Source organism: Microbacterium aurantiacum (genome assembly GCF_002872075.1).
Classification (GTDB): domain Bacteria; phylum Actinomycetota; class Actinomycetes; order Actinomycetales; family Microbacteriaceae; genus Microbacterium; species Microbacterium aurantiacum_A.
Genome location: NZ_PGGU01000006.1, coordinates 101,789 through 126,705, shown reverse-complemented (window position 1 = coordinate 126,705; position 24,917 = coordinate 101,789). Strand labels below are relative to the sequence as shown.

Annotated in this window: 25 protein-coding genes and 1 pseudogene; 17 read left to right on the top strand and 9 right to left on the bottom strand. The window is 66.6% G+C overall.

What is annotated here, in order from left to right; genetic code table 11:
• Positions 1-25 precede the first annotated feature (25 nt).
• The 4 genes from CUR96_RS05985 to xseA form a co-directional block, all read right to left on the bottom strand.
• On the bottom strand, positions 26-688 hold the full coding sequence (locus CUR96_RS05985) for a carbonic anhydrase (RefSeq protein WP_102192383.1): 663 nt from the start codon (positions 686-688) through the stop codon (positions 26-28).
• Positions 685-1,326, bottom strand: a complete 642-nt coding sequence (locus CUR96_RS05980; RefSeq protein ID WP_102192382.1) for a DUF4245 family protein — start codon at positions 1,324-1,326, stop codon at positions 685-687. The genes CUR96_RS05985 and CUR96_RS05980 overlap by 4 nt, the downstream gene beginning before the upstream one ends.
• Entirely contained in the window at positions 1,323-1,544 is a 222-nt protein-coding gene (locus CUR96_RS05975) for an exodeoxyribonuclease VII small subunit (RefSeq protein WP_102192547.1), read from the bottom strand. The genes CUR96_RS05980 and CUR96_RS05975 overlap by 4 nt, the downstream gene beginning before the upstream one ends.
• Before the next feature lie 64 nt (positions 1,545-1,608).
• Positions 1,609-2,886, bottom strand: coding sequence for an exodeoxyribonuclease VII large subunit (gene xseA, locus CUR96_RS05970; protein ID WP_102192381.1), 1,278 nt, complete (start codon positions 2,884-2,886; stop codon positions 1,609-1,611).
• A gap of 75 nt (positions 2,887-2,961) precedes the next feature.
• Here xseA and CUR96_RS05965 point away from each other — a divergent pair, with 75 nt between their 5' ends.
• From CUR96_RS05965 to CUR96_RS05955, 3 genes and pseudogenes are all read left to right on the top strand, one after another.
• A complete protein-coding gene (locus CUR96_RS05965) occupies positions 2,962-4,041 on the top strand; it encodes a 4-hydroxy-3-methylbut-2-enyl diphosphate reductase (protein WP_102192380.1) in 1,080 nt (359 codons plus the stop codon).
• A 42-nt stretch (positions 4,042-4,083) separates the two neighbouring features.
• Complete coding sequence (locus CUR96_RS05960) at positions 4,084-4,608, top strand: DUF6264 family protein (protein ID WP_102192379.1); 525 nt, start codon at positions 4,084-4,086, stop codon at positions 4,606-4,608.
• Positions 4,491-5,159: pseudogene (locus tag CUR96_RS05955) on the top strand (MOSC domain-containing protein). The gene CUR96_RS05960 and the pseudogene CUR96_RS05955 overlap by 118 nt, the downstream one beginning before the upstream one ends.
• Positions 5,160-5,232: 73 nt before the next feature.
• On the opposite strand, the gene fbaA reads toward CUR96_RS05955, so the two are convergent.
• Positions 5,233-6,261, bottom strand: a complete 1,029-nt coding sequence (gene fbaA, locus CUR96_RS05950; protein WP_102192378.1) for a class II fructose-bisphosphate aldolase — start codon at positions 6,259-6,261, stop codon at positions 5,233-5,235.
• 182 nt (positions 6,262-6,443) lie between these two features.
• Between fbaA and glpX the strand changes: the two genes are divergently transcribed.
• The gene (gene glpX, locus CUR96_RS05945) at positions 6,444-7,430 is read left to right on the top strand and encodes a class II fructose-bisphosphatase (RefSeq protein WP_102192377.1); all 987 of its coding nucleotides are present in this window, start codon (positions 6,444-6,446) and stop codon (positions 7,428-7,430) included.
• A 143-nt stretch (positions 7,431-7,573) separates the two neighbouring features.
• Positions 7,574-7,876 carry a hypothetical protein gene (locus tag CUR96_RS05940; RefSeq protein ID WP_102192376.1) on the top strand — a complete coding sequence of 101 codons (303 nt, stop codon included), beginning with the start codon at positions 7,574-7,576 and terminating at the stop codon, positions 7,874-7,876.
• Positions 7,877-7,919: 43 nt separating this feature from the next.
• Here CUR96_RS05940 and CUR96_RS05935 read toward each other — a convergent pair whose 3' ends face one another.
• Positions 7,920-9,257 carry a DNA recombination protein RmuC gene (locus CUR96_RS05935; protein ID WP_102192375.1) on the bottom strand — a complete coding sequence of 446 codons (1,338 nt, stop codon included), beginning with the start codon at positions 9,255-9,257 and terminating at the stop codon, positions 7,920-7,922.
• A 218-nt stretch (positions 9,258-9,475) separates the two neighbouring features.
• On the bottom strand, positions 9,476-10,069 hold the full coding sequence (locus CUR96_RS05930) for a 3'-5' exonuclease (protein WP_102192374.1): 594 nt from the start codon (positions 10,067-10,069) through the stop codon (positions 9,476-9,478).
• A gap of 59 nt (positions 10,070-10,128) precedes the next feature.
• Here CUR96_RS05930 and CUR96_RS05925 point away from each other — a divergent pair, with 59 nt between their 5' ends.
• The 8 genes from CUR96_RS05925 (at position 10,129) to CUR96_RS05895 (ending at position 18,514) form a co-directional block, all read left to right on the top strand.
• The gene (locus tag CUR96_RS05925) at positions 10,129-10,869 is read left to right on the top strand and encodes a class I SAM-dependent methyltransferase (RefSeq protein WP_102192373.1); all 741 of its coding nucleotides are present in this window, start codon (positions 10,129-10,131) and stop codon (positions 10,867-10,869) included.
• Positions 10,870-10,975: 106 nt separating this feature from the next.
• Positions 10,976-12,049 (top strand): redox-regulated ATPase YchF, encoded by a 1,074-nt coding sequence (gene ychF, locus CUR96_RS05920; protein ID WP_102192372.1) that lies wholly within the window; start codon positions 10,976-10,978, stop codon positions 12,047-12,049.
• 307 nt (positions 12,050-12,356) lie between these two features.
• Positions 12,357-14,060 carry a zinc ribbon domain-containing protein gene (locus CUR96_RS05915; protein WP_146008129.1) on the top strand — a complete coding sequence of 568 codons (1,704 nt, stop codon included), beginning with the start codon at positions 12,357-12,359 and terminating at the stop codon, positions 14,058-14,060.
• Between the two features lie 1,600 nt (positions 14,061-15,660).
• The gene (locus CUR96_RS18695; protein WP_219721963.1) at positions 15,661-15,837 is read left to right on the top strand and encodes a hypothetical protein; all 177 of its coding nucleotides are present in this window, start codon (positions 15,661-15,663) and stop codon (positions 15,835-15,837) included.
• 10 nt (positions 15,838-15,847) lie between these two features.
• Positions 15,848-16,057 (top strand): hypothetical protein, encoded by a 210-nt coding sequence (locus tag CUR96_RS05910; RefSeq protein ID WP_102192370.1) that lies wholly within the window; start codon positions 15,848-15,850, stop codon positions 16,055-16,057.
• 204 nt (positions 16,058-16,261) lie between these two features.
• Entirely contained in the window at positions 16,262-17,086 is an 825-nt protein-coding gene (locus CUR96_RS05905; protein WP_102192369.1) for an Fpg/Nei family DNA glycosylase, read from the top strand.
• 221 nt (positions 17,087-17,307) lie between these two features.
• Positions 17,308-17,694 carry a VOC family protein gene (locus tag CUR96_RS05900; protein WP_102192368.1) on the top strand — a complete coding sequence of 129 codons (387 nt, stop codon included), beginning with the start codon at positions 17,308-17,310 and terminating at the stop codon, positions 17,692-17,694.
• Between the two features lie 253 nt (positions 17,695-17,947).
• A complete protein-coding gene (locus CUR96_RS05895) occupies positions 17,948-18,514 on the top strand; it encodes an alpha/beta fold hydrolase (protein WP_102192367.1) in 567 nt (188 codons plus the stop codon).
• Positions 18,515-18,524: 10 nt separating this feature from the next.
• On the opposite strand, the gene CUR96_RS05890 is transcribed toward CUR96_RS05895, so the two are convergent.
• The gene (locus CUR96_RS05890; protein WP_102192366.1) at positions 18,525-18,869 is read right to left on the bottom strand and encodes a LysR family transcriptional regulator; all 345 of its coding nucleotides are present in this window, start codon (positions 18,867-18,869) and stop codon (positions 18,525-18,527) included.
• 166 nt (positions 18,870-19,035) lie between these two features.
• Between CUR96_RS05890 and CUR96_RS05885 the strand changes: the two genes are divergently transcribed.
• The 4 genes from CUR96_RS05885 to CUR96_RS05875 all read left to right on the top strand — a co-directional run bounded on the left by CUR96_RS05885 (position 19,036) and on the right by CUR96_RS05875 (position 23,554).
• The gene (locus tag CUR96_RS05885; RefSeq protein ID WP_102192365.1) at positions 19,036-19,899 is read left to right on the top strand and encodes an AraC family transcriptional regulator; all 864 of its coding nucleotides are present in this window, start codon (positions 19,036-19,038) and stop codon (positions 19,897-19,899) included.
• Between the two features lie 51 nt (positions 19,900-19,950).
• Positions 19,951-20,106, top strand: a complete 156-nt coding sequence (locus CUR96_RS18575; RefSeq protein ID WP_180968956.1) for a hypothetical protein — start codon at positions 19,951-19,953, stop codon at positions 20,104-20,106.
• Between the two features lie 129 nt (positions 20,107-20,235).
• The gene (locus tag CUR96_RS05880; protein WP_102192364.1) at positions 20,236-21,894 is read left to right on the top strand and encodes an ABC-F family ATP-binding cassette domain-containing protein; all 1,659 of its coding nucleotides are present in this window, start codon (positions 20,236-20,238) and stop codon (positions 21,892-21,894) included.
• Positions 21,895-21,985: 91 nt separating this feature from the next.
• On the top strand, positions 21,986-23,554 hold the full coding sequence (locus CUR96_RS05875) for a cation:proton antiporter family protein (RefSeq protein ID WP_102192363.1): 1,569 nt from the start codon (positions 21,986-21,988) through the stop codon (positions 23,552-23,554).
• Positions 23,555-23,556: 2 nt separating this feature from the next.
• On the opposite strand, the gene CUR96_RS05870 is transcribed toward CUR96_RS05875, so the two are convergent.
• On the bottom strand, positions 23,557-24,846 hold the full coding sequence (locus CUR96_RS05870; RefSeq protein ID WP_102192362.1) for a serine/threonine-protein kinase: 1,290 nt from the start codon (positions 24,844-24,846) through the stop codon (positions 23,557-23,559).
• Positions 24,847-24,917: the final 71 nt, after the last annotated feature.

Sequence of the window (24,917 nt, the reverse complement as noted above, 5' to 3'; positions counted from 1 at the left end):
TTCCTCCAGATGTGACGTTGGGCCCTCAGGCCGGGATCTCGGAGCCCGCGTCGATCGCGAGCCCCACGGAGACGATGGGCACGGCTGTGCCCTCGTTGAGTCGGTAGTTCGCACCCACGATGCCCAGCCGGCCGTCGGCGACGGCTTCGCTGATGAGTTCGGAGGACTGCAGGAGGTCGGCGACGGTGTTGCGCAGGTGCTCCTGCCCGACCATCTCGGCGTCGATGTCGGCCGGCGACGATCCGCCCTGCTCCGCGAGCACCTTGCGTGCGGCGGGGATGATCGGGGCGATGAGCTTCCAGATGTGCGGCGGTAGCGGCTTCGCGTCGATCGCGGTGCCGGCGATGGCGGCACCCACGGCGCCGCAGGCGTCGTGGGCGAGCACGACGATCAGCGGGACCTTCAGGATCTCGACCGAGTACTCCAGGCTTCCGATGATCGATTCCCCGATGACCTGCCCGGCGTTGCGCACCACGAAGAGGTCGCCCAGGCCCTTGTCGAAGATGATCTCGGCCGAAAGGCGTGAGTCCGAGCATCCGAACAGGGTCGCCATCGGGTACTGCGCGGCCACGAGGTCGTTGCGGCGTTTGACATCCTGATTCGGATGCCGCGGCTCGTCGTTCACGAACCGGCGATTGCCGTCCAGCATCTCCTGCCAGGCGGCTGCGGGGGTGAGGGAGCGCGTCATGAGTCCTCCGAGAGTGCGCGGATCTGCGGAACGAGGGATTCGGCGAGGTATGCCGTGATCGCGGCCGACATCGAGCCGTAGAGGAGCACGTAGTCGTCTCCGGCCTGGGTGCCGATCGCGTAGCTGACGTTGTCCTTGGCGGAGTCGCCGATGCCGAAGACGTCCCACACGATTCCGCCGATGCGCACGGTGTCGGTGGGGGCGATGCCGTTCAGTCGCTGCGGTGCCCACGTCGCGTCGGCCTCGAAGGCTTGGGCGAGCCGGATGAATCCGCGCTCGTCCTGCGCCGCCGGTGCGAGCGTGACGTCCCAGACGACGGTCTCTCCGCTCTCCATCTCCGCGGCGTTCACGCGCCAGTAGTCGCCGAGCTTGGGAACGATGACCGGGCTCTGCACCGTCGACTCGACGTTCTCGGCGATGCCGGCGACGTCGATGCGCTCGGCAGCCACCGGCTCGCCTCGGGGCACCGCGAAGATGATGACGGCGACGATCGCGAGCGTCACGAGCAGCGCGGCGACGAGGTTGCGGACGTTCTGGCTGGAGCGGTACGTCTTGCTGGACGCCGCCTTGCGCGCCGCGGTCTCGTCCGGCGTCTCCGGACGTCCGAGCTCGGCGACGATCGGCGGCGGCTTGCTCATGCGTCGTCGCCGCCCGAGGCCGCGGAGTCGGATGCCGCGTTCCGGGCCGCATCCAGCCGGCGCTTCGCGCCCAGCAGCCACTCCTCGCAGCGAGCGGCCAGCGCCTCGCCGCGCTCCCAGAGGGCCAGCGAATGCTCGAGTGTCGGAGAGCCCTGTTCGAGTTCGGCGACGACGCGGACGAGCTCGTCACGAGCGGCCTCGAACGACAGCGTCTCCATGGGGGTGTCGTTCAGCGCGCTCACCCCTCCATCCTACGGCGTGCGATGGACACGGCTGGCGGCGTCAGACGCTCTCCGGGATCTCGCCTTCGGAGCGGGCGGCGACCGAGCCGCGGTCGACCGTGATCGTGAGAGCGCTGCCGACCGGGGCATCCGCGGCGTCGCGGAGGATGACGCCGCCCTCGAGGTGCGCGATCGCGTAGCCGCGGGCGAGCGTCGCGGCCGGGGATAGGGCGCGCAACGAGGCGCGGAGCTCGGTCGTCTTGCGGGCGGCGGTCTCCAGCTGCCGGGTCACCGTGTCGCGTCCGCGGGAGAGCAGCAGCCACATCTCCTGCGAGCGGGAGTCGATGATCGGGTCGGGGGAGCGCAGCACGGGTCGCGATCGCAGCTGCTCCAGCTGGGCGATGTCGTGGGAGAGCCGCTGGGTGAGGCGGGTGGTGGCACGGGACCGGAGCTGTGCGATGAGCGCGCGCTGCTCGCCGACATCCGGCACGACGCGCTTGGCGGCATCCGTCGGAGTCGAGGCGCGCAGGTCTGCGACGTCGTCGAGCAGCGGATGGTCGTTCTCGTGCCCGATCGCGCTGACGACAGGAGTGGATGCCGCGGCCACCGCCCGCACGATTCGCTCGTCGCTGAATCCGAGCAGCGTCTGCGGGTCGCCGCCGCCGCGGGCGATGATGATGACGTCGACTTCGGGGTCGGCGTCGAGCTTCTGGAGCGCGGCCAGCGTTTCCGGCACGCAGCGGTCGCCCTGCACTGCGGCGTATTCGGTGCGGAAACGCACCTGCGGCCAGCGCAGCTCGGCGTTTCGGTGCACGTCCTTCTCGGCATCCGACTTCTCGCCCGTGATGAGCCCGATCACGTGCGGGAGGAAGGGGAGACGCTTCTTGCGTGCGGGGTCGAACAGGCCCTCCTGCCGCAGCTGGATGCGCAGTTTCTCGAGCTTCTCCAGCTGATCGCCGAGCCCGACGTGCTTCATCGCCGCGACCGTGAAGCTGAAGTCGCCGCTCTTGACGAAGTAGTCGGCCTTCACCGCGGCGACGACGTGATCGCCCACCCCGAGGTCGCCGGGGATCCGTGCGCGTACGCTCGACCAGATCCGGATCGAGATCTGGGCATCCGATTGCGTGTCCTTGAGGCGCGCGAAGACATTGCCGGATCGCAGGTTCCAGCTCGTGATCTCGCCCTCGACCCACACGGTGTTCCAGCGGGCGACGAAGTCGCGGATCGTCGCGTTCAGCCGGGCGACCGAGGTGGGCGCGTCGGCGCTCGATTCGCGGGGCGCGACGGAATCGGCCGGCGGGGTCTCGCCGGGCCCCGTCGCTGCTTCGAAGACTGTCATCGGGTCCTGTCGGGTGGTTCGTTCAGACAGAGGGCTCTCCGGCCCTCTTCAGGTGTGCGCCGGTAGAATTGAGAGGTGACTTCGACTGCTGTGCACCTTCCCGTCCCTCGCCTCCCACGCGTACGCGCGGCGAGCGGGCGGCTTCAGGATAACCCGGTCGACGGACAGAAGCGGATCCTGCTGGCAGCACCGCGCGGATACTGCGCCGGTGTCGACAGGGCAGTCGTCGCCGTGGAGAAGGCGCTGGAGCGCTACGGCGCGCCGGTGTACGTGCGCAAGCAGATCGTGCACAACATCCACGTCGTCACCGAACTGGAGGCGAAGGGGGCGATCTTCGTCGAGGAGGTCGACGAGGTTCCCCAGGGTGCGCACGTCGTCTTCAGCGCGCACGGCGTCTCGCCGGCCGTCGTCGAGGCGGCATCCGACCGCGGCCTGCACGCGATCGACGCGACCTGCCCGCTCGTCACCAAGGTGCACCGTGAGGCGGTGCGCTTCGCCCGAGACGATTTCGAGATCCTCCTCATCGGCCACGAAGGGCACGAAGAGGTCGAAGGCACCGCGGGCGAGGCCCCGGACCACGTCACCATCGTGAACTCTCCGGCCGAGGCCGACACGGTCGAGGTGAAGGACCCGTCGAAGGTCGTCTGGCTGTCGCAGACCACGCTTTCCGTCGACGAGACGATGGAGACCGTCAACCGGCTGCGCCTGCGATTCCCGGACCTGCAGAATCCGCCGTCCGATGACATCTGCTACGCCACGCAGAACCGGCAGGTGGCGATCAAGAAGGTCGCGGCCAACGCGGATCTCGTCATCGTCGTCGGTTCGTCGAACTCGTCGAACAGCGTGCGCCTGGTCGAGGTCGCTCTCGAGTACGGCGCGAAAGCCGCCTATCGCGTGGACTACGCGGAGGAAGTGGAGCAGTCCTGGCTCGACGGCGTTACCACCGTCGGCGTCACCAGCGGAGCATCCGTCCCCGAGGTCCTCGTGCGCGAGGTGCTCGCAGCCCTCGGCGACGCCGGGTACAACGACGTCGAAGAGGTGCGCACCGCGGAGGAGGACCTCATGTTCTCGCTGCCGAAGGAGCTGCGCCACGATGCCTCGGGGCAGCGCGACGATCGGGCCCTCGGCGGACGCGCCAGCAACCCCGACGCGTAGCGGCTGGGAGCCGGTCATGGCCGGTGCGGTTAGCATTGCCGGATGACCGGACAGCTGCCCCAATACGGCGAACTCGCAACTCCTGAAGAGCAGCGGAGGGCTGCCGGGCTGCCACCTCTCGGTCAGGACGCGGCCGAGTCGTCGATGCCCTCGGCCGCTCCGATCGCACCGGCTGCCGCGGCCCCTGCGCGCCGGCGACCGGTGGACAGGATCATCACGATCGCACTCCTCGCCTACGGCCTCGTCAACGTGATCGTCACCGCGGTCTCGTACCTCGACCTGCCCACCGCGATGAACGAGACCATGAAGATCCTCGGCATCGACGGAGAGTTCACGAACTTCGCGCAGGGGAGACTGTGGGGCACCTTCGCCGTCGTCGTTCTCGTCGTGGGCTGGGCGCTCACGGCGCTTCTGTCCGTGCGCCGACTGCGGCGCGGCAAGCTCACCTGGTGGGTTCCGGTTGTCGGAGCGGTGGCGACGACGATCATGGTGTCGATCTGCATCATGGTGCCGATGCTCGGCGACCCGGCCTTCATGGCCTATGTCGAGTCGATGGCGAAGCCGTGACGAAGGCGCGCCTGCTCGTGGTCTGCGCGGTGCATCAGCTCCGACCGGATGCGGGCACCGTCGGAACCACCGCGATCGACAAGCGCGCCGTGGACGGCCCCGTCCGCATCGGGCCCTACGGCGTGCGCGCCGACGTGCAGGCGGATCGGAAGCATCACGGCGGGCTGGACAAAGCGCTGTACGCGTACGCGGAAGAGGATGCCGCCTACTGGTCGGCGGAGCTCGGGCGAGACCTTCCCGCCGGCTGGTTCGGCGAGAATCTTCGCACCGAGGGCGTCGACGTCAACCGGGCGCTCATCGGCGAGCAGTGGCGGATCGGCGCGACCGCGATCGTCGAGGTCACGATGCCCCGCACGCCGTGCCAGACGTTCGCCCGCTGAGTCGGCGGCGATGACGAGCGCGGCTGGGTGAAGCGCTTCTCCGAGGCGCGGCGCCTCGGGCCGTACCTGCGGGTCGTCAAGAACGGCACGGTGCAGGCCGGCGACGAGATCACGGTGCTGCATCGTCCCGAAGGCGCTCCCGGCATCCTCGACGTGTACCGGGGCCCGTGAGTCCCACTCCCCAGCAGACGACGGATGCCCCGGCCGCAGTGGCCGGGGCATCCGTCTTTCGTCGGTGTGAAGGTCAGCTCTTGGACTGGCCGTACGAGCCGAGCTGGCGCGTGGACTCGACGACGCGAGCGGCCATCGCGGATTCTGCGACCTTGCCCCAGGCGCGCGGGTCGTACAGCTTCTTGTTGCCGACCTCGCCGTCGACCTTCAGGACGCCGTCGTAGTTCTTGAACATGTAGTCGGCGATCGCGCGGGTGTACGCGTACTGCGTGTCGGTGTCGATGTTCATCTTGATGACGCCGTTGGCGACCGCGAGGGCGATCTCCTCGTCGGTCGAGCCGCTGCCGCCGTGGAAGACCAGGTCAAGCGGCTTCGCGCCGGTGCTGTACTTCGCGGCGACCTCGGCCTGGATCTCACCGAGGAGCTCGGGGCGCAGCTTCACGCCGCCCGGCTTGTAGACGCCGTGGACGTTGCCGAACGTGAGAGCGGCGATGTAACGGCCCTGCTCGCCGAGGCCCAGCGCCTGAACGGCCTGGTCGACGTCGGCGAAGGTGGTGTAGAGCGCTTCGTTCGAGCCCTCATGCTGCACGCCGTCCTCCTCGCCGCCGACGACGCCGATCTCGACCTCGAGGATCGCGTTGATCGCCTTCATGCGGGGGAGGAGCTCCTTCGCGATCTCGATGTTCTCCGCGAGGGGAACAGCCGAGCCGTCCCACATGTGGGACTGGAAGATCGGGTTGCGGCCGGCCTTGACCTCTTCTTCGGAGGCGGCGATGAGCGGCTCGACGAAGCCGGCGAGGGCGTCCTTCGGGCAGTGGTCGGTGTGCAGGGCGACCGTGACCGGGTAGTTCTTCGCGACCTCGGTGGCGTAGCGGGCGAAGGCGAGGGCACCCGTGGCGCGGGCCTTGACGGTGTGGCCGGCGAAGTAGTCGGCGCCACCCGTGGTGACCTGGATGATGCCGTCGGATCCGGCTTCGGTGAGGCCCTGGAGGACGGAGTTGATCGTCTGCGAGCTGGAGACGTTGAATGCGGGGTACGCGAAGCCGCCGGCCTTCGCGCGGTCGAGCATTTCTGCGTACTGGTCCGGGGTGGCGACGGGCATGAGAACTCCTGCGGTAGGGGAAGCCGGGACAGCTGTCACTCTATCGGGGAGAGCGCAGCGACGCCGTCGGCGTGACGGGCCCGGGACGCTCTGCATGCCCTCTCGTTAAGAATCGTCATTCCTTCGTCCGTTCGGTGATGAAACGAGGCCGATTCGAGCCGCGCGATAGCTAGGCTGACCGCATGGTGAGTCTGACGGCCGATCTGAGCCCCCTGCATCCTGACCGCAATCTCGCGCTGGAACTGGTGAGGGCGACGGAGGCTGCGGCGATCCGCGCCGTCCCCTTCATCGGGCGCGGCGCCAAGGAGGCCGCCGACGGGGCCGCTGTGGATGCGATGCGCGCCTTCCTCGGCACCGTCGACTTCCAGGGTCGCGTGGTGATCGGCGAAGGCGAGAAGGACAACGCGCCGATGCTGTTCAACGGCGAGGTCGTCGGAACTGGGCGCGGACCGGAGTGCGATATCGCGGTCGACCCGATCGACGGCACCTCGCTGACCGCCGCCGGTCGTCAGAACGCACTCTCCGTCCTCGCGGTCTCGGACCGGGGGTCGATGCTGGATGCCTCGAGCGTGTTCTACATGGACAAGCTCGTCACCGGCCCGGCCGGTGTCGGGGTCGTCGACATCCGCCTTCCCGTCGGGGAGAACATACGCAAGCTTGCCGCAGCCCTCGGCAAGCCCGTCGACGAAATCGTCGTCTCGGTGCTGAACCGTCCGCGTCACGAGAAGCTGATCCAGGAGATCCGGGATGCCGGTGCCGGCACGCGCCTGATGAGCGACGGCGACGTCGCGGGTGGCATCAACGCAGCGCGCCACGGCGCCCGCACGGACATGTGCATCGGCGTCGGCGGCAGCCCTGAGGGCATCGTCACGGCCTGCGCGATCAAGGCACTCGGCGGCCACATCCAGGGGCGGCTCTGGCCGCGCGACGATGATGAGCGCCAGCGCGGCATCGACGCGGGGCTCGACATGGACAAGGTCTATGAGGCCGACGATCTGGTGCGCGGCAACAACACCATCTTCGTCGCAACGGGCGTCACCGACGGGCAGCTCGTCGACGGCGTCCGCCGCGAGGGGGAGTACCTGTACACCGAGAGCGTCGTGCTGCGCGGGGCCTCCGGTACTCTTCGCCGGATCGCATCGGAGCACCTCGTCTCGAAGTGGCTCTGACCCTCACGATGCATCGTTACCGACCCGGTACCGCCTGAGACTCGCCGCATCCTTCGGTTTCCAGCCCTTCGTGTCACAATTGGGGCTGGGTTTGTCGCCGTCGACGGGGCCATCGAGCGCCGCAGGCAGAGGAGGGCAAGCAGATGACAACGCAGCAGGATCGTGACGGAAAAGCCGCTCCCGTGATGCACGTGACCACGAACACCGGTCGCATCCTCCGGGTGAACCCGGCTGACGCCGACACGGTCGCTTCTCAGGCCGCCGCGCAGGCGATCTCGCGCGCCAGCGTCGTGGCGCATCCCGATCCCGCGCGTCGCACCGACGTGCTGTTCCGCGTGCGCCGGGATGAAGGGCATGAGATCAGCGCCTGGTGGATGATCGGCGCATTCCTCGTGTCCAGCGGCCTGGTCATCGCTCTGCTCAGCGGAGTCCCCGGAATCGCCTGACCCGGCTTCGAAGACCGGCCCGGTGCCGGTCTGCTCCGAAAGGTCAGTGACCGCCGTTCCCGTCCGGAGCGACGGCGTCTGCGGCGTCGGCGTGCAGACGCGCTCGGACCTCGCCGACGTCTGCTCGCAGTGCCTCGGCTTCGATATCCCGAGCAGCCTCGATCTCCTGGCCGGAGTCCTGCCCGGTGCGCGCAGTCGGCTCGGTGCCCTCGACCAGCTCGGTCGCGGCGAAGCGGCGCGTCGAACCGGTGATCGTCGGTGGAGCCGCGCTCAGCGACGACGGGTCGATACCGGGGAACTGCCGGGCTGTCACGAGGACGCGGCTCTCGAGCGAACCCGCGAAGCGGTTGTAACTGTCCACGGTGCGCTCGAGCGCCCGTCGTAGGTCGTCGGCGTGACCGGCGAGGGTGCCGAGCCGATCGTAGAGCTGCGTGCCGAGATTCAGCAGCGCACGGGCCTCGGTGGAGACTTCCTGCTGGGTCCAGGTGTACGCCACGGTCTTGAGCACCGCCCACAGATTCACCGGCGACGCGAGGGCGACGCGCTTGCTGAACGCGTAGTCGAGAAGCGTCGGATCCTCGTCGATGGCCGCCGCCAGCAGGGATTCGCTGGGCAGGAAGCAGATGACGAACTCCGGGCTCGCATCGAGGCCGGACCAGTACGCCTTCTTGGCGAGCGCGTCGACGTGGGCGCGCACGGCTTTCACGTGCCTCTGCATGTGCCCGCGTCGCTGTGCCTCATGCGCGTCGCCGCCGGGGAGCGCCGATGCCTCCAGGTACGCGTCGAGCGGGACCTTCGCGTCGACCGCGATCGATGCGCCACCGGCGAGTCGGATGACCATGTCGGGGCGTCCCTGGCCGCGATCGGAGGAGATCGTCGACTGCAGGTCGAAGTCGACGTGCCGGGTGAGGCCGGCGGCTTCGACGACCCTCCGCAGCTGGGTCTCGCCCCAGACGCCGCGGGTGGCCGTCGAACGCAGCGCTCCGGCGAGTGTCTCCGTCGTCGCCCGCAGCGCCTCGTCGGACTCCTGTGCGCGGCGCAGCTGCTCCGTCAGCGAGCCGAACTGGGCGTGCCGCTCGTGCTCGAGGGCGGTGACCTTGCTCTGCATCTGCTGCAGCGATTCGCGTACCGGGGCGAGCGCGGTGAGCACCGCGTTCTGCTGCTGCACCCGCTGGGCCTCGGCGCGCTGCTCGGTGCGTGCATGCTCGACGGCGTCGCGGTAGAGGTCGTACTGACGATCGCGATCGTCACGGGCGGCGGCGAGCTCGGCGTGGGCGCGGGCGAGGTCGGCGGCGCCGCGCGAGGCGCGCAGGTACCAGCCCAGCGCGGCGCCGGCCGCAAGGGCGGCGACCGTGAGAACGACGATCAGCGGAGCATCCATGTGTTCATGATGCGCCCGGCTTCGGACATTGCGCCGCTGGCGTCGGCGCGCCCCGCCGAGTGCACGGCAACGCGCCGAGTGCACGGCAACGCGCCGAGTGCACGGCAACGCGCCGAGTGCACGGCCTGCGGGCGTCAACGAGCCGTGCAGTCGGCAACAAGTCGTGCGCTCGGCGAGTCGTCGGTCACGCCGAGCACGCCGTCGGCGAGACCGGTGCCTCAGGCGACCGCGCGCTCGGGCACCGCGACGGCCGGTTCGGTGATCCGCAGGCTGAGCGCACTCGCCAGGGCGAACACATCCGCGGCTCCGGCTCGGCGGGAGGCGTCGATGATGATCTGTGCGCAGGCGCGGGCATCCGCGAGAGCATCATGATGCGAGAAGTCCCCGAACCCGGCGGCGGCTGCGGCGACCGGCAGTCGGTACGAGTCGAGTTCGTAGATCTTGCGGGCGACCTGCAGGCTGCACAGCGACCGGTACGGCGGGCAGTCCTCGCCGGTCGCCTCCGACGCACGGCGCAGGACGTTCAGGTCGAATCCGGCGTTGTGGGCGACGAGCACATCGGCGCCGGCGAAGGAGCAGAGCCGGTCGAACTGCTCGGACCAGGTGGCGGCGGTGCGCACGTCTTCGGGGCGGATGCCGTGGATGCGCACGTTCCACTCCTGGAAGTCGTCGTGACCGGCAGGCGGCTGGATCAGCCATCCGGCGGTGGCGACGACCTGGCCGTCGCGGACGCGGACGAGTCCGACGGAGCAGGCGGAGGCGGGGCTGGAATTCGCCGTCTCGAAGTCGATAGCGGTGAAGTCCAGTGGCACGTCACCACTCTCTCCCGCGACTTCGGGGGCACGGCGCAGACTCGCCGTAGGCTGGCGACATGGCAGGCGAGCGAGCGACATCCTTCGGCGCGGAAGCATACAACTATGAGGCCGGACGACCGGAGTATCCGTTCGAGGCGGTCTCCTGGATGCTGGAGCGGCTGCCGGACGGCGCGCGCCGGATCGCCGACGTGGGCGCGGGCACCGGCAAGCTCACGCGAGTGCTCGCGCAGGCGCCCGGCGCCGAGGTCGTCGCGATCGACCCGGACCCTGCCATGCTCGCCACTCTGCGGGAAAGAGTGCCCGGTGTGCCGACATTCGCCGGAACCGCCGAGCGGCTGCCTCTGCCGGACGCGAGCGTCGATGCGGTCGTGCTGGGGCAGGCCTGGCACTGGGTGGACCCGGTCGTGGCATCACTCGAGATCGGTCGGGTCGTTCGCCCCGGCGGTGTGCTCGGCCTCGTCTGGAACATCCGCGACGAGCGCGAGGAGTGGGTGCGCCGGCTGACGGAGATCATGCACAGCAGCCCCGCGGAGAACATGGTGAACGGGCCGACAGGTCCTCAGGTCGCTGAGCCGTTCGGCGAGACCCAGGAGAGGCGCTGGGAGTGGAACCGATCGATGACCAGGACCCAGCTCCACCAGATGGCGTTCTCGCGCAGCTACCTCATCACTGCTCCGGACGAGGAACGCGCACAGATCAAACGGGAGATGGACGAGCTGTTCGACGAACTCGGCCTCGGCGACGGCACGATCGACCTGCCATACGTGACGACCGCGTTCCGCGCGGTACGCGGCTGAGTCACAGCATCCGGCATTCTCCTGTCCTCGGCCGCCTCGACCGCAGCATCCGCCGCCGTGTCCGCCCCGGCGGGGCGGACACCTGCGCCAGGTAGACTCGTACCCCGTGGCTCTCACTATCGGAATCGTCGGCCTGCCCAATGTCGGCAAGTCCACCCTCTTCAACGCACTCACCAAGAACGATGTGCTCGCGGCGAACTACCCGTTCGCGACGATCGAACCCAACGTCGGCGTGGTGAACCTGCCCGACCCGCGGCTCGACAAGCTCGCCGAGATCTTCGGCAGCGAGCGGATCCTGCCTGCGGCGGTGTCGTTCGTCGACATCGCCGGCATCGTCCGCGGTGCGAGCGAGGGGGAGGGGCTCGGGAACAAGTTCCTCGCGAACATCCGTGAGGCCGACGCGATCGCGCAGGTCGTCCGCGGCTTCGCAGACGACGACGTCGTGCACGTCGATGGCGCGGTGAACCCGGCATCCGACATGGAGACGATCAACGCCGAGCTCATGCTGGCCGACCTCGAGACGGTGGACCGGGCGATCTCGCGCTACGAGAAGGAAGTTCGCGGCAAGAAGATCGAGCCGATCGTGCTCGAGACGGCCGTCGCCGCCAAGGACGCGCTGGAGCGCGGCATCCTGCTCTCCGTCTCCGGTCTCGATCTCGCCCCGATCCGCGAACTCGGGCTGCTCACCTCCAAGCCCGTCATCTTCGTCTTCAACGTGGACGAGGCAGTGCTGACGGATGCCGACCGCAAGGCGCAGCTCGCCGAACTGGTGGCCCCGGCCAAGGCGATCTTCCTCGACGCGAAGATCGAGTCCGAGCTGATCGACCTCGACCCCGAGGATGCCGCCGAGCTGCTGGCCTCGACTGGCCAGGACGAATCCGGTCTCGACCAGCTCGCCCGCATCGGCTTCGACACGCTGGGACTGCAGACGTACCTGACCGCCGGTCCGAAGGAGGCTCGCGCCTGGACGATCAGCAAGGGCTGGAAGGCACCGCAGGCCGCGGGCGTCATCCACACCGATTTCGAGAAGGGCTTCATCAAGGCGGAGGTCATCTCCTTCGATGATCTCGTCGAGACCGGCTCCGTCGTCGAGGCACGCTCCAAGGGCAAGGCGCGCCTCGAGGGCAAGGACTACGTCATGCAGGACGGCGACGTTGTGGAGTTCCGCTTCAACAACTGACGCGCTACTCGCCTCATCGGCGAGGCTTCACGGCGGATCACTGCCGGGACCGCTGGGTCAAGTAAGACCACGGAACCCGTCACCGTTCTGCTTTACGCTGTCGCGCTCGATTCTTGAATGCTGTGCTTGCAACAGCGGCCATGGCCGTTGATTCAGAAGCCTAGGATCCTTGGCGTAGTGAGCTATAGCAAGGCCACGAGACGCTTGGTGCGGCGCCCCTAACACGTAGCGGGTGACCACTGGCGTCTTGCCACAAGTTTGGCGACGCTGAGGCCGGATGCACCAATCCAACTACTACATTGGGACCATGGTGCGCCTCGCGGATGACGGATACGAACTCGAAGCTCTCTTCACGCTCCGGGCCGAGGACCTAGCAGAGGCGGATCTCGAGCGACTCACGGCGGAAGTACCCGGGGACGAGTCGGTGCTGCGACGACTCATGGGTCCAGGGCCGAAGCTGTTGAAGGGCCCCAGAGGGTCGGGCAAGTCCAACTATCTTAGGCGCGCCTACTATCAACTGCAGACCAAGAAGACGGTTGCTGTCGCGTACATCAACTACTCACAGCACCTCGCCCTCGAACCCCTGATGCTCAGGTCAGAGCAGGCACTCGAACACTTCCGGCAGTGGCTCATTTACAAGATCGTGCTTGCCCTGGCTGAGGGGCTTGGCGCGAGCGCGCCGTCAAGCCTCAAGATCTCGGCGGAAGCAGGGAAGAAATACATCCGGCAACTACAAACGTCGATTGGTATTGAGCCCAAGAGCTTGCCCCCGCGCATTTCCCCTGCGGAACTGCTGGAGATGATTGAGGGTTGGTGTCAGGAAACTGGCCGAACGCGAGCAGTGCTTTTAATGGACGATGCTGCGCACGCGTTCATGCAACAGCAACAACGGGAGTTCTTCGAGGTGTTTCGAGCGCTACGCTCTCGAACTGTCGCATGCAAGGCGGCCATCTATCCAGGCGTCACCGCATATAGCCCGTTCTTCAATGTGGGTCACGAAGCCGAAGAGATAGAGATTTGGACCCGGCCCGACTCGGCTGACTACCTCAAGACGATGCGGGCAATATTTGAGGCGCGAGTGCCCGAGACTCATAGGGGGCTCATGAAGCCGGACCTAATCGATATCGCAGCGCACGCTTCATTCGGATTGCCGCGAAACTTTCTTACTATTCTTTCAGACCTCATCGGCGATATTGATGAATCAGGGACGACTCGTTCGCCGTCAGCTCCCGTAACTCTGCGTGAGGTTCGCAACGCGGTTCAAGCGAACGCTGTTCTTGCGAGATCTCTGTTTGATGAAATCTCCCGAAAACTACCTCGCTACAAGAACTTTGTGGAAGTTGGACAAGATTCGCAGTCGAGCATGATTGACGCCATTCGCGCCACTAACCGGGAGCGTGCAGGTAAGGGGGCTAAGAACGTCGGGGTGGCCGTGTCTCTCCCGTGGGACGCAGATCTAGGTCAAGTGGTTTCCCTCCTTGAGTACGCCGGTATTGTGCGGCGAATAGGCCCGGTGTCGCGAGGGACGCTCCGCTACGAGAAGGTTCAAATTCATACGTCCCTATTAATAGCGGAGAACGCCCTCAGTTTGGGACAGAGTCCGTCCGCGGATGATTATCTCGTGGCGTTGCGACGTCAAAGCGCTGACGACTTCGTCCGGCGACAGCCAGATGGAATTCTAGACGAAAGCCAACGGGAGCGATGCCGGCTCAACCTTGCTCCTTGTCCGCGATGTGGAAGTCAGCGCATTTCAGACGATGCAGTTTTCTGCTATAAGTGCGGAACCGCGCTTCAAGAGCAATCGGTATATCGTGAGTTGCTCGAATCACCAATTGAGCGACTGCGGTTGACGAAGGTAAAACATGATCGGATTGTCGAGCACACTAACATTCGGACGGTTCAGGACATCCTCCTCGACGATAGTGGCGCGAAACTACGAGCAGTGCCAAGCATTGGAAGTACGTGGTCAGCTCGGATTCGGGCCCGCGCGGAAGAATTCGTGACCTTGTAATGCCACACGCGTCAGTGACGGTATGTTTGCCAGGTACAACTTCAGCAAGTCTCGCTGTTGGTTTGGCTGCAATCGCGCGTTCAGAAAGGCATGATCGAGAGTTATCTGCCATCGATCGGGCTCTTGACTCCCTGGTAGCGCTGACTCAGCTCGTTGCTATGGCTCAGCCCGTGTGGAGCAGCCAGTACGGGCTAGCCCTCAGCGCCTCAGCGGTTGCTGTGGCGGATGATTACTTCAGATCTATGTTCGTCGAGGTAATTGATGTGTGCCCCTTAGCGGCTCAAAGAACTGGGTCTCTGGAAACGCGCCTCGAGTATGTGTCTAAAGGCTCGCGTGCTGAGGCTATGCGCGATATTCTCTCGCTTTCGAGCTTTGCAAGTATGTCGACTGTTAGCGGCTGGCTCAAGCAAGTCGTAGGCGTTAAGGCGCTACCGATCGACCTGAAGCGTGTCTTGCAGGACTATGAGACGGTGTGCCAGGTGCGACACGTCGCTATTCACACCGGTGGGCACGTTACGAACCTCAATGCTGAGAAGCTAGGTGTCCCAGTCGGCGCTTGGTTGTATCCCGATTCTTCGAAAGCGGTTTACGAGATAATAGCTGTAGTCGCGGCAGCTGTTCGCGCATTCAATCAAGCGACGCTTGACGCCGTCATTGGTGGTTGGCTCGACGCAGGATTGCTTTCGGGGGAATGGGAGAATGATCGCCCGCTTTTTGCGCCGCTTTGGCGGTCCTTCTACTCTGAGCGCGACCGAGCGAGTGCCGTTGCCTCCAATAACGGTGGAATTCGGTCGAATGTCTATCAGGCGTATCGGGTAGTTCAGGCCTCTGCACGTTCGAGGTACGTCGGCAACGTATAGGCCCCCTATCGGCTGTGTCGGCCCGGGATCTGAGTATCGCCGGTCGCGGGCGCATCGAGTGGGGACTGCTCGAAGCTGTCTACAGCCGAGTTGGCGTCTGGAACGCGCTTGGACGTCGCCCCCGCGCTAGCGCTGGCCTGTAGCGGCGAGGTGTACGACGACGACATGATAAAGGTCCGCTACAACTTGCATCGCTGCGGAATCCGGGTGCGGATGTCCGAGCCTGGCGCAAAGATGGGCGCCCGCCCGAGTCCTCCAGCAGTAGATAGGGCATCATAACGCGCCGAGCCTCGGACGATTCGCCACGGCGTAAGACGCAACACGTGGTGGCTTGTGTACGTATGTCTACCGCCCGGGCTGAACTTTTGTCTGTCACCCGAAGTGACGACAGACAAGTTGCACCGAGTGCAGATAACGTCGCTGCTGTCGAGCAGACCACTCGGGGTGCTCGACGACTGAATGGAGATAGCATGCGCAAAACACGGCACAGCATTGTGGGCATAGTGCTCGCACTACTCATCACCGTCGGACTTTCCGTCCCCGCATCCGCATCTACGTCGCCTGTCGCGGCGAGCAGGTCGGTCAGCACTTTGTCTGTCCAGGTGCCACCGGAAGTTAGGGCCGCTGCGGCTGCTTCAAGCGCTCCTCAGCGATGGCAAGTGTGCGGGTCAACTAACTGGGGCAGCAAGAATCCGAAGGACTGTAAGGGCGCTTACGCCGTGTACGAGTGGAGCGCGTCGATGCAGCGCCCCACCACGATTTTCTACGTTTCGAACGGCGAGAGCATCTGGCCGTACGTCGCAAAGGGCTACCAGGCGACTCAGGACTGGTGCGCCAAGAACAGCCTGACGTGTGGCATCATCACCTCCGTCGGGGTTACCCTGGTGTTCGGTTGGATTCAGGCTGCGACTGGTTGAGGAGGCGTAGATGAACGCGCGAAAGGTATTGAAGTCGGCGCTGCTGGCTGGCGCGGCGTATGTGATAGTGCTCCTCATCCTGCTTGCCCTCGGTGTGCCACTTGGGCTTAATGAGTTCCTAGTGTGCGCAGCCGCTGTGATCATCGGGATGACCGTCTTCACGTTCGTCTTCCGCCGAATTATCTCGCTGCGGAAGGCACGCTCCTCGACCGCCCAATAGTTCGAGCGTTGCTGAGAGGCCCATCTTCCATACGCGGAGGGTGGGCCTCTCTTGCGCCCGCATATGCGGTCACTACGAGCGATTTGTTAGTTGCAGCACACGCCAACACGGCAGTAGATTGCGGCTGTCTTCTTGTTGTTCATGGAGTCCCCCTTCTCACCCATACGGGTTAGGGGGCAATTTTCAAAGGAAGTGCCAAACCGCATGCCCGAGTCTCCGGAGGTGCAGGTGCTCGTCGAATTCCTCGATGAGCGGATCGAGGGTCGCGTCATCGCGGCACTCGACATCGGCGAGTTCCGCATCGTCAAGACGCGTGATCGCCCGCCCGCCTCGCTCGTCGGCGCCCGGATCACCGGGATCCGGCGTTTCGGCAAGCATGTCGGACTCGAAACGACCGCCGGCTGGCTGATGATCGGATTCGGCCGCAACGGCTGGATCAGATGGCACCCCGCCGGAGACCCCGCTGGTGAGCAACCTGCACCGGAGGTCGCCAGGATCGTGCTCGACGGCGGTGACGTTATGCGCCTCGTCGACGCGGGTGACTTCCTCGCCGTCACGGCGTCAGTCGTGGATGCCCCTGCCGACCTCGCCGGCATCGCCGCCCTCGGGCCGGATCCGCTCTCCCCGGACTTCTCTCGCGAAGACCTCGAGCGCGCACTCGGCACACGGCGGAAGCAGATCAAGGCCCTGCTCCAGGAGCAGACATCGATCGCGGGCATCGGCAACGCCTACTCCGACGAGATTCTCCATCGCGCGCGGTTGCCGCTCGCCGTGCACGCCGCCGCTCTCGACGCGGAGGCGAGGGAGCGACTGTTCCACGCCGTCGTCGACGTCCTGAGGGGCGCGGTCGCGGACCGTGCCGGGTTACCGCCCGACCGGCTCAAACAGGCGAAGGTCGAGGCGATGGTCGTGCACGGACGCGGCGGGGAAGCGTGCCCGGTGTGCGGCACGACGATCCTCGACCAGGTTTTCGGAGGAGCATCCGCACAGCTGTGCCCGCGCTGCCAACCGGAACCCACCGCTGTCTGACGCCGGTCACCCGCCTCGTCAGGCCCAGACAAGCGCGTACTGCCGCGGACGTCACCGACCAGTCCTGGCCGGCTGGTTCCAAGCGCAGTGCGCGTGAGCCGACAGTGCCGACGGGTGTCCAGAAGAATGTCTGGACTGAACAACGCCCGTCCGTGGAGCTGCCGAAGTCCATAGGAGACCCGCTCAATGTATCTTGATATCAAGATAGATTGGAAGAGGCGATGAGGCTCCATCATGTTCAGGTTTCAATGCCGCGCGGCCAGGAGGACGAGGCACGCCGCTTCTACGGCGAGGCGCTCGGGCTCGAGGAGGTCACGAAACCGCCCTCGCTGATCGGTCGCGGTGGCAGCTGGTTCCGCGCTTCCGACGACGGTGTTGTCGTCGCCGAGATCCACCTCGGCGTCGATGAACCGTTCGTTCCCGCAAACAAGGCTCACCCCGGCCTCGTCTGCGCGTCGCTCGACGAGCTGGAAGCGACCGCGGCGCGCGTCGCGCGCGGAGGGTACGAACTCTCCTGGGCGGAACGCGACTCGTTCGAGGGGTACATCCGCTTCCACGCCCGTGACGGCTTCGGAAACCGCATCGAGGTCATGACTCCCCGTTCTTGACCGGAGACGGCGCGCACGCTGCCCGTGGGCATGACCGCCATGGCGTTGGATGACGAGCTCGACCGTGTCTTCGCCGCCAGAGACTGGAACGACACGCAGCCGACAATCGATGCGCTGCTTCCGCTCCACGCTGAACGTGCTGGTCGGGGCCTTCCTTTGCGCCCAGGACAGCTGGAGAGTCGTCACAGACCGTGCGACTACGCTTGAATTCGGCTTGTTCCGCCCCAGACCCCGCGCAAGGAGTACGACGACGATGACCGACACCCAGATCTTCGAGCCCGACGGCCGCGCGATTCCGTTCGTCGATGAAGGCGACGGCCCCGTCAAGCTCGTGCTGATCCAGGAGCACGGCCTTGCGGCAGACGTGCTCGGTGTCGTCGGTCACTACCTCGCGGAGGAGGCCGGCTTTCACGTGCTGCGGGTCGGCCACCGTGGCGGGGCGGGCGACGTCTCGTTCGACGAGCGGGTCGAGGATGCGATCGCGGTCATCGATCACGTCGGCATCGAGGACACCTGGATCGGCGGACACGGATTCGGCGGGACCGTGGCGCGCGCGCTCGCCGCGGCGCACGCGGATCGCGTGAACGGCCTGCTCCTGCTCGGCGTCGAGGAAGCCGACATCCCCGTCGCGCCGGCCATTCCGGTGCTCATCGTCCAGGGCACGGATGACGCGATCACACCCCCGGCGAACGGTGAGCGGCTGCAGGCGACCGCTCCCGAGCGCGCCAGCATCAAGTCCATCGCGGGGGATCACCTGTTCCCGATGACCGATCCGATCGAGACTGCGGTCATCATCGAGGAGTACCTCGACTGGGACTGACCTCCTCGGCTCAGCGCCCCTGCCGTTTCTTGTACGGCTTGGGCTGACCCTTCACGGCTGGAGTACGGCCTTTCCCCTTGGAGGCTTTGGCCTTGCCGCCCGCCGGCGCGACCGTCTTCGGGCCGGGTGCCGGCGCCTCGGCGATCCGATCTCGCGCCTCGGGAAGCAGCAGGGTCCCGGCTTTGGTCAGGCGGGTTTCGCCTCCGCGTGTGAACAGCGGATGCCCGACCTCTTCTTCGAGCCTCTCGATAGACGAGTACAGAGCGGCCAGCGAGACATCGAGGGATTCCGCCGCGCGGGGGAAGTGCAGCTTCTCGGCGACGGCGACGAAATGCCGGAGTTGGGTGATCTTCACGGGGGAGCAGTCCTTTCCCGCACGAGTCGCGGCAGTCTCCAGCGTACGCGTGTTGCCTCGGCGACGTCGGCGCCAGCATCCCTGGAAGGATCGATCGGATGCGACCAGGATTGTCGGGTGCGCGTCCCGCCGGATCGCGGATGCTTGAGTCTGAAAGGAGGACCCCATGATCGGTACACTCAACGCCCTGGTCGACCTCGTCGAGCGAAGCTCCGGTGAAGAGATCGACGTCGCGGCATTCGCCCGCGACCACGCGACGACCGAGTACCACCTGCGCCGGATGTTCTCGGCGCTGGCTCAGATGCCGCTGTCGGAGTACGTGCGTCGCCGGCGGATGACTCTCGCCGGCGCCGACCTCGCCACCGGCGCTCCGGATCTGCTCACGATCGCTGTGCGCTACGGCTACGGATCGGTCGAGGCCTTCGGGCGAGCGTTCCGCGCTGTGCACGGCACCGGCCCGGCAGAGGTACGTCGACATGGTGGTCCGCTCAGCACACAACCCACGCTCAGATTCCGTCTGAGCGTCGAAGGGAGCACACCGATGGATGTCACCATCGCCACCCGGCCCGAGTTCATCCTCGCCGGACACGCCACGCAGGTCCCCCTCATCCATGAGGGAGTCAATCCGCACATTCAGGAACACATCGCCTCGATCGCACCGGAAGAGCATGTGCGCCTCAAGGCGCTCAGCGACACCGATCCCGCCGGCATCCTGGCGGTCACCGCAGAGATCGAGCCGGATGCTCCGGAAGGATCGTTGCTGACCTATCTCCACGGTGTCGCGCTCGATGCGAACACCACACCGCCGGCCGACCTCGATGTCATCAGCCTCGAGGCGGGCACCTGGGCGGTGTTCTCCTCGAGCGGCCCGTTCCCGGAGACTCTGCAGCGACTGTGGGCGGCGACGGCGACCGAGTGGTTCCCGTCCAATCCGTGGCGATTGCGCCCGGGCCCCTCGATCGTCCGCTATCTCGAGTTCACCGGAACGCACGCCACCTGCGAGCTCTGGCTGCCTGTCGAACGGGGCTGACCCTGCGGTATCGGCGTACGCTGAGCGTGTCGTCGATCGAAAGGGTTCGCCGTGTCTGATCACAACGAGCACATCCCCGGACCGGGCGAGCCGTCCGTCCCGGAGCTCGAAACAGACGAGACCATCGCGCCGCGCCCGGAGGAGGAGATCGCCGACGTCCTCCGGGCGAAGCCCGATCTCGAAGACCACAGCCGTCACTCCGGCTGACGGACGAGGGCTCTGCGGTTCCGTTCTCATAGCGGCCGGGTGAGGTGGTCCCGCAGACGGAGACGATCACACTATCCGCTGGTCTTCGCTTCGGCAGCCCACTGCCCATCGCGATGACAGGATTGACTCATGACCGCAACACTCGTGGCCCAGAGCCTGGCTGGGGGGCACGGCCATCGCACCCTCTTCGATTCGCTCGACCTCACCGTCGCGCCCGGCGACGTCGTCGGGGTGGTCGGCGCGAACGGCGCTGGCAAGTCCACACTGCTCCGTCTGCTTGCGGGCATCGACGAGCCGCAGGCGGGCACGGTCGTCCTGGCTCCCGCAGATGCGTTCGTCGGATGGCTGCCCCAGGAGCACGAGCGGCTCGTCGGTGAGACGGTCGCGGGGTACATCGCCCGTCGTACCGGTTGCGCCGCGGCGACCACGGACATGGATGCGGCCGCGATCGCGCTCGGCGACCCGTCGCTTGCTGCTCCCGGCGTCGACCCCGCCGACGCCTACTCGACGGCCCTGGATCGCTGGCTCGCCAGCGGCGCGGCCGACCTGGAAGATCGACTGCCGTCCGTGCTCGCGGATCTCGGCCTCGAGCTCGGAGACGCCGACCAGGTTCTGATGACCTCCCTCTCCGGTGGCCAGGCGGCGCGCGTCGGGCTCGCGGCGCTTCTCCTGTCACGCTTCGACATCGTGCTCCTGGATGAGCCCACCAACGACCTCGACCTCGACGGCCTCGAACGGCTGGAGGCGTTCGTCCGCGGGCTCCGCGGCGGAGTGGTGCTGGTCAGCCATGATCGTGAGTTCCTCGCGCGCTGCATCACCCGCGTGCTGGAGCTCGACCTCGCTCAGGGATCGAACCGCGTGTTCGGGGGCGGGTACGACGCCTACCTGGAGGAGCGCGAGACCGTGCGCCGTCACCAGCGTGAGAAGTACGACGAGTTCGCCGAGAAGAAGGCCGATCTGATCGGTCGGGCCAGAACCCAGCGCGAATGGTCGAGCCAGGGCGTGCGAAACGCGATGAAGAAGGCTCCGGACAACGACAAGATCAGGCGCAAGGCCTCGACCGAGTCCAGTGAGAAGCAGGCGCAGAAGGTGCGGCAGATGGAGAGCCGGATCGCGAGGCTCGAAGAAGTCGACGAACCGCGCAAGGAATGGCAGCTCGAGTTCACCATCGCATCGGCTCCGCGCTCGAGTTCCGTCGTCTCGACGCTCAGCTCCGCAGTCTTCCGGCAGGGCTCGTTCACCCTCGGTCCCGTGTCTCTGCAGGTGAACGCGGGCGAGCGCATCGGAATCACCGGCCCCAATGGCGCAGGCAAGTCGACGCTCCTGCGTGCGCTGCTCGCGCAGCAGCACCCCCATGAGGGAACCGCGAGTCTCGGCGCGAGCGTGCGGATCGGCGAGATCGACCAGGCGCGCTCGCAGCTCGCCGGCTCCCAGCCGCTCGCGACTGCGTTCGAAGCGCTGGTCCCCGAGATGGCGACAGGTGAGGTGCGCACCCTGCTGGCCAAGTTCGGACTCAAGGCCGATCACGTGAACCGTCCCGTCGATGAGCTGTCTCCCGGCGAACGCACTCGCGCGGGCCTCGCCCTGCTGCAGGCCCGCGGAACCAACCTGCTGGTGCTCGACGAGCCGACGAATCACCTGGACCTGGCGGCCATCGAGCAGCTCGAGCAGGCGCTCGAGTCGTACGAGGGAACGCTGCTGCTGGTGACTCACGATCGACGGATGCTCGCCACGGTGCGGACCGATCGGCGGTGGCGTGTGGAAGCCGGCCGCGTGACAGAGCTCTGACCCGTCACGGTGCGTGAGGCGATTCGGGATTTCCGGGGGCCGGGCGCTCGCTGATCGGTAGAGTTTGCACCACGGGATGGGACGAGGTGCCATGGACGTCATCGCGCTGACTCTGATCGTCGCCGCCGCGTTCGGCACGATCGCGCATCTGCTGCGCGTTCCGGCACTGGTCGGATTCCTGACCGCAGGTTTCGTGCTCGGCGCGGCGAACGTCGCGCCCTTCGTCGGCCTCGACCGGATCGCGGAGATCGGCGTCGTCCTCCTGCTGTTCACGATCGGCCTGAAGTTCGACACCCGCGCCCTGCTCCGCCCGGAGGCATACGGCACCACGGTCATCCACATGGTGCTCAGCGTGCTCGTCGGCGCCGGAACGGTCGGCCTCGCCGGCGTGATCGGATTCACCTCCGTGGACGGCTGGCGGACACTGGCGCTGGTCGGGTTCGCACTCTCGTTCTCATCCACAGTGCTCTGCGTCAAGGTGCTCGAGGACCGCTCCGACGACGGCTCGCTCTACGGGCAGACCGCCATCGCGATCCTCGTCATCCAGGACGTCGCGGCGGTGGTGTTCATCACCGTGAACGCCGATGATCCACCGGGCCCCTGGGCGTTGGTCCTCCTCCTCGTGTTCCCGCTGGCATGGCTCATGCGGAGACTGCTGACTCTCATCGGGCATGGTGAGTTGCTGGTGCTCTTCGGGGTGGTGATGGCGCTCGGACCGGGCTACTTCGCCTTCGAGGCGGTCGGGATCAAGGGCGATCTGGGCGCGCTGGTGATGGGACTGCTGTTCGCCATGCATCCGCGAGCCATCGAGATGTCGAAGGCGCTGTTCAGCGTGAAGGAGCTGTTCCTGATCGGCTTCTTCCTCCTGATCGGCATGGGTGCGTCGCCGACCTGGGCGGATGCCGGACTCGCCCTGGCGCTGTGCGTGGTCCTGCTGCCGCTGACGTTCATCGGCTACGTGTGGCTCGGACGCCTCTTCGGCCTGCGCAACCGTACCGCCATCAGGACCGGTCTCGTGCTCAGCAACTTCTCCGAGTTCTCGATCATCGTCGCCGCGTTCGGCGTCTCATCCGCGCTGCTCACCGAGCGCTGGCTGACGGTGGTCGCGATCGCGGTCGCTCTCAGCATGGTGGTCTCGTCGGTCGCCAACGCCCACGGACTGCGCCTCATCACCGCGCTGACATGGTTGCCCGCTCAGCAGATCTCGAAGCTCCGGCCCTCTGATCGGCCGATCGACACCAGCGGATCCGATGTCGTCGTGCTCGGCATGGGGCGCGTGGGGCGCGCAGCCTACGAGCGGCTCGTGAACGAGGGCGGGCTGAGGGTACTGGGAATCGACAACGATCACGCCGTCATCTCCCGGCTGGAAGCCGACGGCCTCAACGTGCTCGAGGGAGATGCGACCGACCTGGAATTCTGGAGCAGGCTCGTCTCCGGCCGCTTCGTGAAGACCGTGGTGCTGGCGATGGCCTTCCACGGGTCGAACACGTTCGCGCTCGAGCGGCTCCACGAAGCCGGCTTCGACGGCCGGGTCGTCGCCGTGGCGCAGCATCCCGATCAGGTCGAGCACCTCGCGGCCAAGGGCGTCAACGGCGTCCTCAACATCTACGAGGGTGCGGGTCACACGCTGGCGGGACTGGCGATGGAACCGGACGCCTGACCTCAGCCGCCCTTGCCCTCCTTCTCCTTGTCCTTCTCCGCCTTCTCGCGCGCCTTCTCCTCGGCCCGCTGGGCATCCTCAGCGTCCTTGCGCGCCTTCTCCTCGGCCTTCTGCTGCTTGTCGGCCTCCGGATCGGGTACGACGCTCACCTGTTCGCCGGGAGTGCCGTCGTCCGTAGCGGGTGCGGGCGCAACCGTACGCTCGAAGACGGTGCCGGATTGCCGAGGGGCGGTCGCCGAACCGGCCCCGGCTTCCGCCGTCCAGATCGCGCCCAGGATGCAGAGCATCGCCACTGTCGCAGCGCCGATGACCTTGATCAGCGTCGCGCGGGGGCGGTCGGGTGGCGTCGTCGCAGGCGCGTTCGTTGCCTCGGTCTGGACGGGGAGCAGTTTCGTCGCCTCGAGCGGCTCATTCGAGAAGGCGACGCCGTCCGGCACCGCGGAAGCGGGTCGCGTGGGCCCAGGCAGGCCCGTCAGCGTCGTCGCGACATCCAGAGCCGTTGGCCGCAGCTCCGGTTCCGTTGCCGTCATCCGGGTCAGAAGTCCGGACCACTCGGGACCGAGCCACTCGGGGATCCGCGGCGAGTCGAACAGTCGCGCCATCACCGCGCCCACGCCGGTGGCCTGCGGGAAGGCCCGCTCGCCGGTGATGGCCTCGAGGAGCACCAGCCCGAGGGCGTAGATGTCGCCGGGCGGTGTGGCAGCCTCGCCGCGGATCTGCTCCGGCGGCAGGTAGGCGGCCGTGCCGACGATCGTCCCGGGGTTGGTCACGCGGGTGGTGTCGAGCAGGAAGGCCACACCGAAGTCGGCGAGCTTCGCGCGGAAATCCGCTCCGGGAACGACCGCGGGGGCGAGCAGCACGTTCGCCGGTTTGATGTCGCGGTGCACGACGCCCGCTGCATGAACCGTGTGCAGTGCCGAGGCCAGGTCGCGGCCGAGCGCCGTCGTCTCAGACGGCGACAGAGAGCCCTCGCGCAGACGTCCGGCGAGGGTCGGTCCGTCGATGAACTCCATCACCAGGTAGCACGCATGCCCCGGCATGACGTGGGCGTCGTAGAGCTCCACGAGCGAGGGATGAGTGAGCGATGCGAGTACTGCGATCTCATTGCGTACCCGGGCCGGAGCGGACAGCGCCTCCGCGTCGGCCTGCATCATCTTGACGGCGACCGTGCGGCCGAGCAGCACGTCGTCGGCGCGGTACACGCGCGCCGCTCCGCCCTGGCCGATGCATTCCCCCAGTTGATATCGGCCGTCGAGCAGCTCAGCGGTTCGGGTCTCCGGGGCCGCGGGCATCGGCACTTCCTTTCGGGTTCCTGGCGGGTTCCAGTTCCCTCGACCCCGCAGACTATCTCCGTTCGTCCGGA

Bases quoted from the DNA above. Each gene is read 5' to 3' on its own strand.
- CUR96_RS05985 (WP_102192383.1), bottom strand. From the start codon at position 688: ATGACGCGCTCCCTCACCCCCGCAGCCGCCTGGCAGGAGATGCTGGAC.
- CUR96_RS05980 (WP_102192382.1), bottom strand. From the start codon at position 1,326: ATGAGCAAGCCGCCGCCGATCGTCGCCGAGCTCGGACGTCCGGAGACG.
- CUR96_RS05975 (WP_102192547.1), bottom strand. From the start codon at position 1,544: ATGGAGACGCTGTCGTTCGAGGCCGCTCGTGACGAGCTCGTCCGCGTC.
- xseA (WP_102192381.1), bottom strand. From the start codon at position 2,886: ATGACAGTCTTCGAAGCAGCGACGGGGCCCGGCGAGACCCCGCCGGCC.
- CUR96_RS05960 (WP_102192379.1), top strand. From the start codon at position 4,084: ATGACCGGACAGCTGCCCCAATACGGCGAACTCGCAACTCCTGAAGAG.
- fbaA (WP_102192378.1), bottom strand. From the start codon at position 6,261: ATGCCCGTCGCCACCCCGGACCAGTACGCAGAAATGCTCGACCGCGCG.
- glpX (WP_102192377.1), top strand. From the start codon at position 6,444: ATGGTGAGTCTGACGGCCGATCTGAGCCCCCTGCATCCTGACCGCAAT.
- CUR96_RS05940 (WP_102192376.1), top strand. From the start codon at position 7,574: ATGACAACGCAGCAGGATCGTGACGGAAAAGCCGCTCCCGTGATGCAC.
- CUR96_RS05935 (WP_102192375.1), bottom strand. From the start codon at position 9,257: ATGGATGCTCCGCTGATCGTCGTTCTCACGGTCGCCGCCCTTGCGGCC.
- CUR96_RS05925 (WP_102192373.1), top strand. From the start codon at position 10,129: ATGGCAGGCGAGCGAGCGACATCCTTCGGCGCGGAAGCATACAACTAT.
- CUR96_RS05915 (WP_146008129.1), top strand. From the start codon at position 12,357: ATGGTGCGCCTCGCGGATGACGGATACGAACTCGAAGCTCTCTTCACG.
- CUR96_RS18695 (WP_219721963.1), top strand. From the start codon at position 15,661: ATGCAGCGCCCCACCACGATTTTCTACGTTTCGAACGGCGAGAGCATC.
- CUR96_RS05910 (WP_102192370.1), top strand. From the start codon at position 15,848: ATGAACGCGCGAAAGGTATTGAAGTCGGCGCTGCTGGCTGGCGCGGCG.
- CUR96_RS05905 (WP_102192369.1), top strand. From the start codon at position 16,262: ATGCCCGAGTCTCCGGAGGTGCAGGTGCTCGTCGAATTCCTCGATGAG.
- CUR96_RS05900 (WP_102192368.1), top strand. From the start codon at position 17,308: ATGAGGCTCCATCATGTTCAGGTTTCAATGCCGCGCGGCCAGGAGGAC.
- CUR96_RS05895 (WP_102192367.1), top strand. From the start codon at position 17,948: ATGACCGACACCCAGATCTTCGAGCCCGACGGCCGCGCGATTCCGTTC.
- CUR96_RS05885 (WP_102192365.1), top strand. From the start codon at position 19,036: ATGATCGGTACACTCAACGCCCTGGTCGACCTCGTCGAGCGAAGCTCC.
- CUR96_RS05880 (WP_102192364.1), top strand. From the start codon at position 20,236: ATGACCGCAACACTCGTGGCCCAGAGCCTGGCTGGGGGGCACGGCCAT.
- CUR96_RS05875 (WP_102192363.1), top strand. From the start codon at position 21,986: ATGGACGTCATCGCGCTGACTCTGATCGTCGCCGCCGCGTTCGGCACG.
- CUR96_RS05870 (WP_102192362.1), bottom strand. From the start codon at position 24,846: ATGCCCGCGGCCCCGGAGACCCGAACCGCTGAGCTGCTCGACGGCCGA.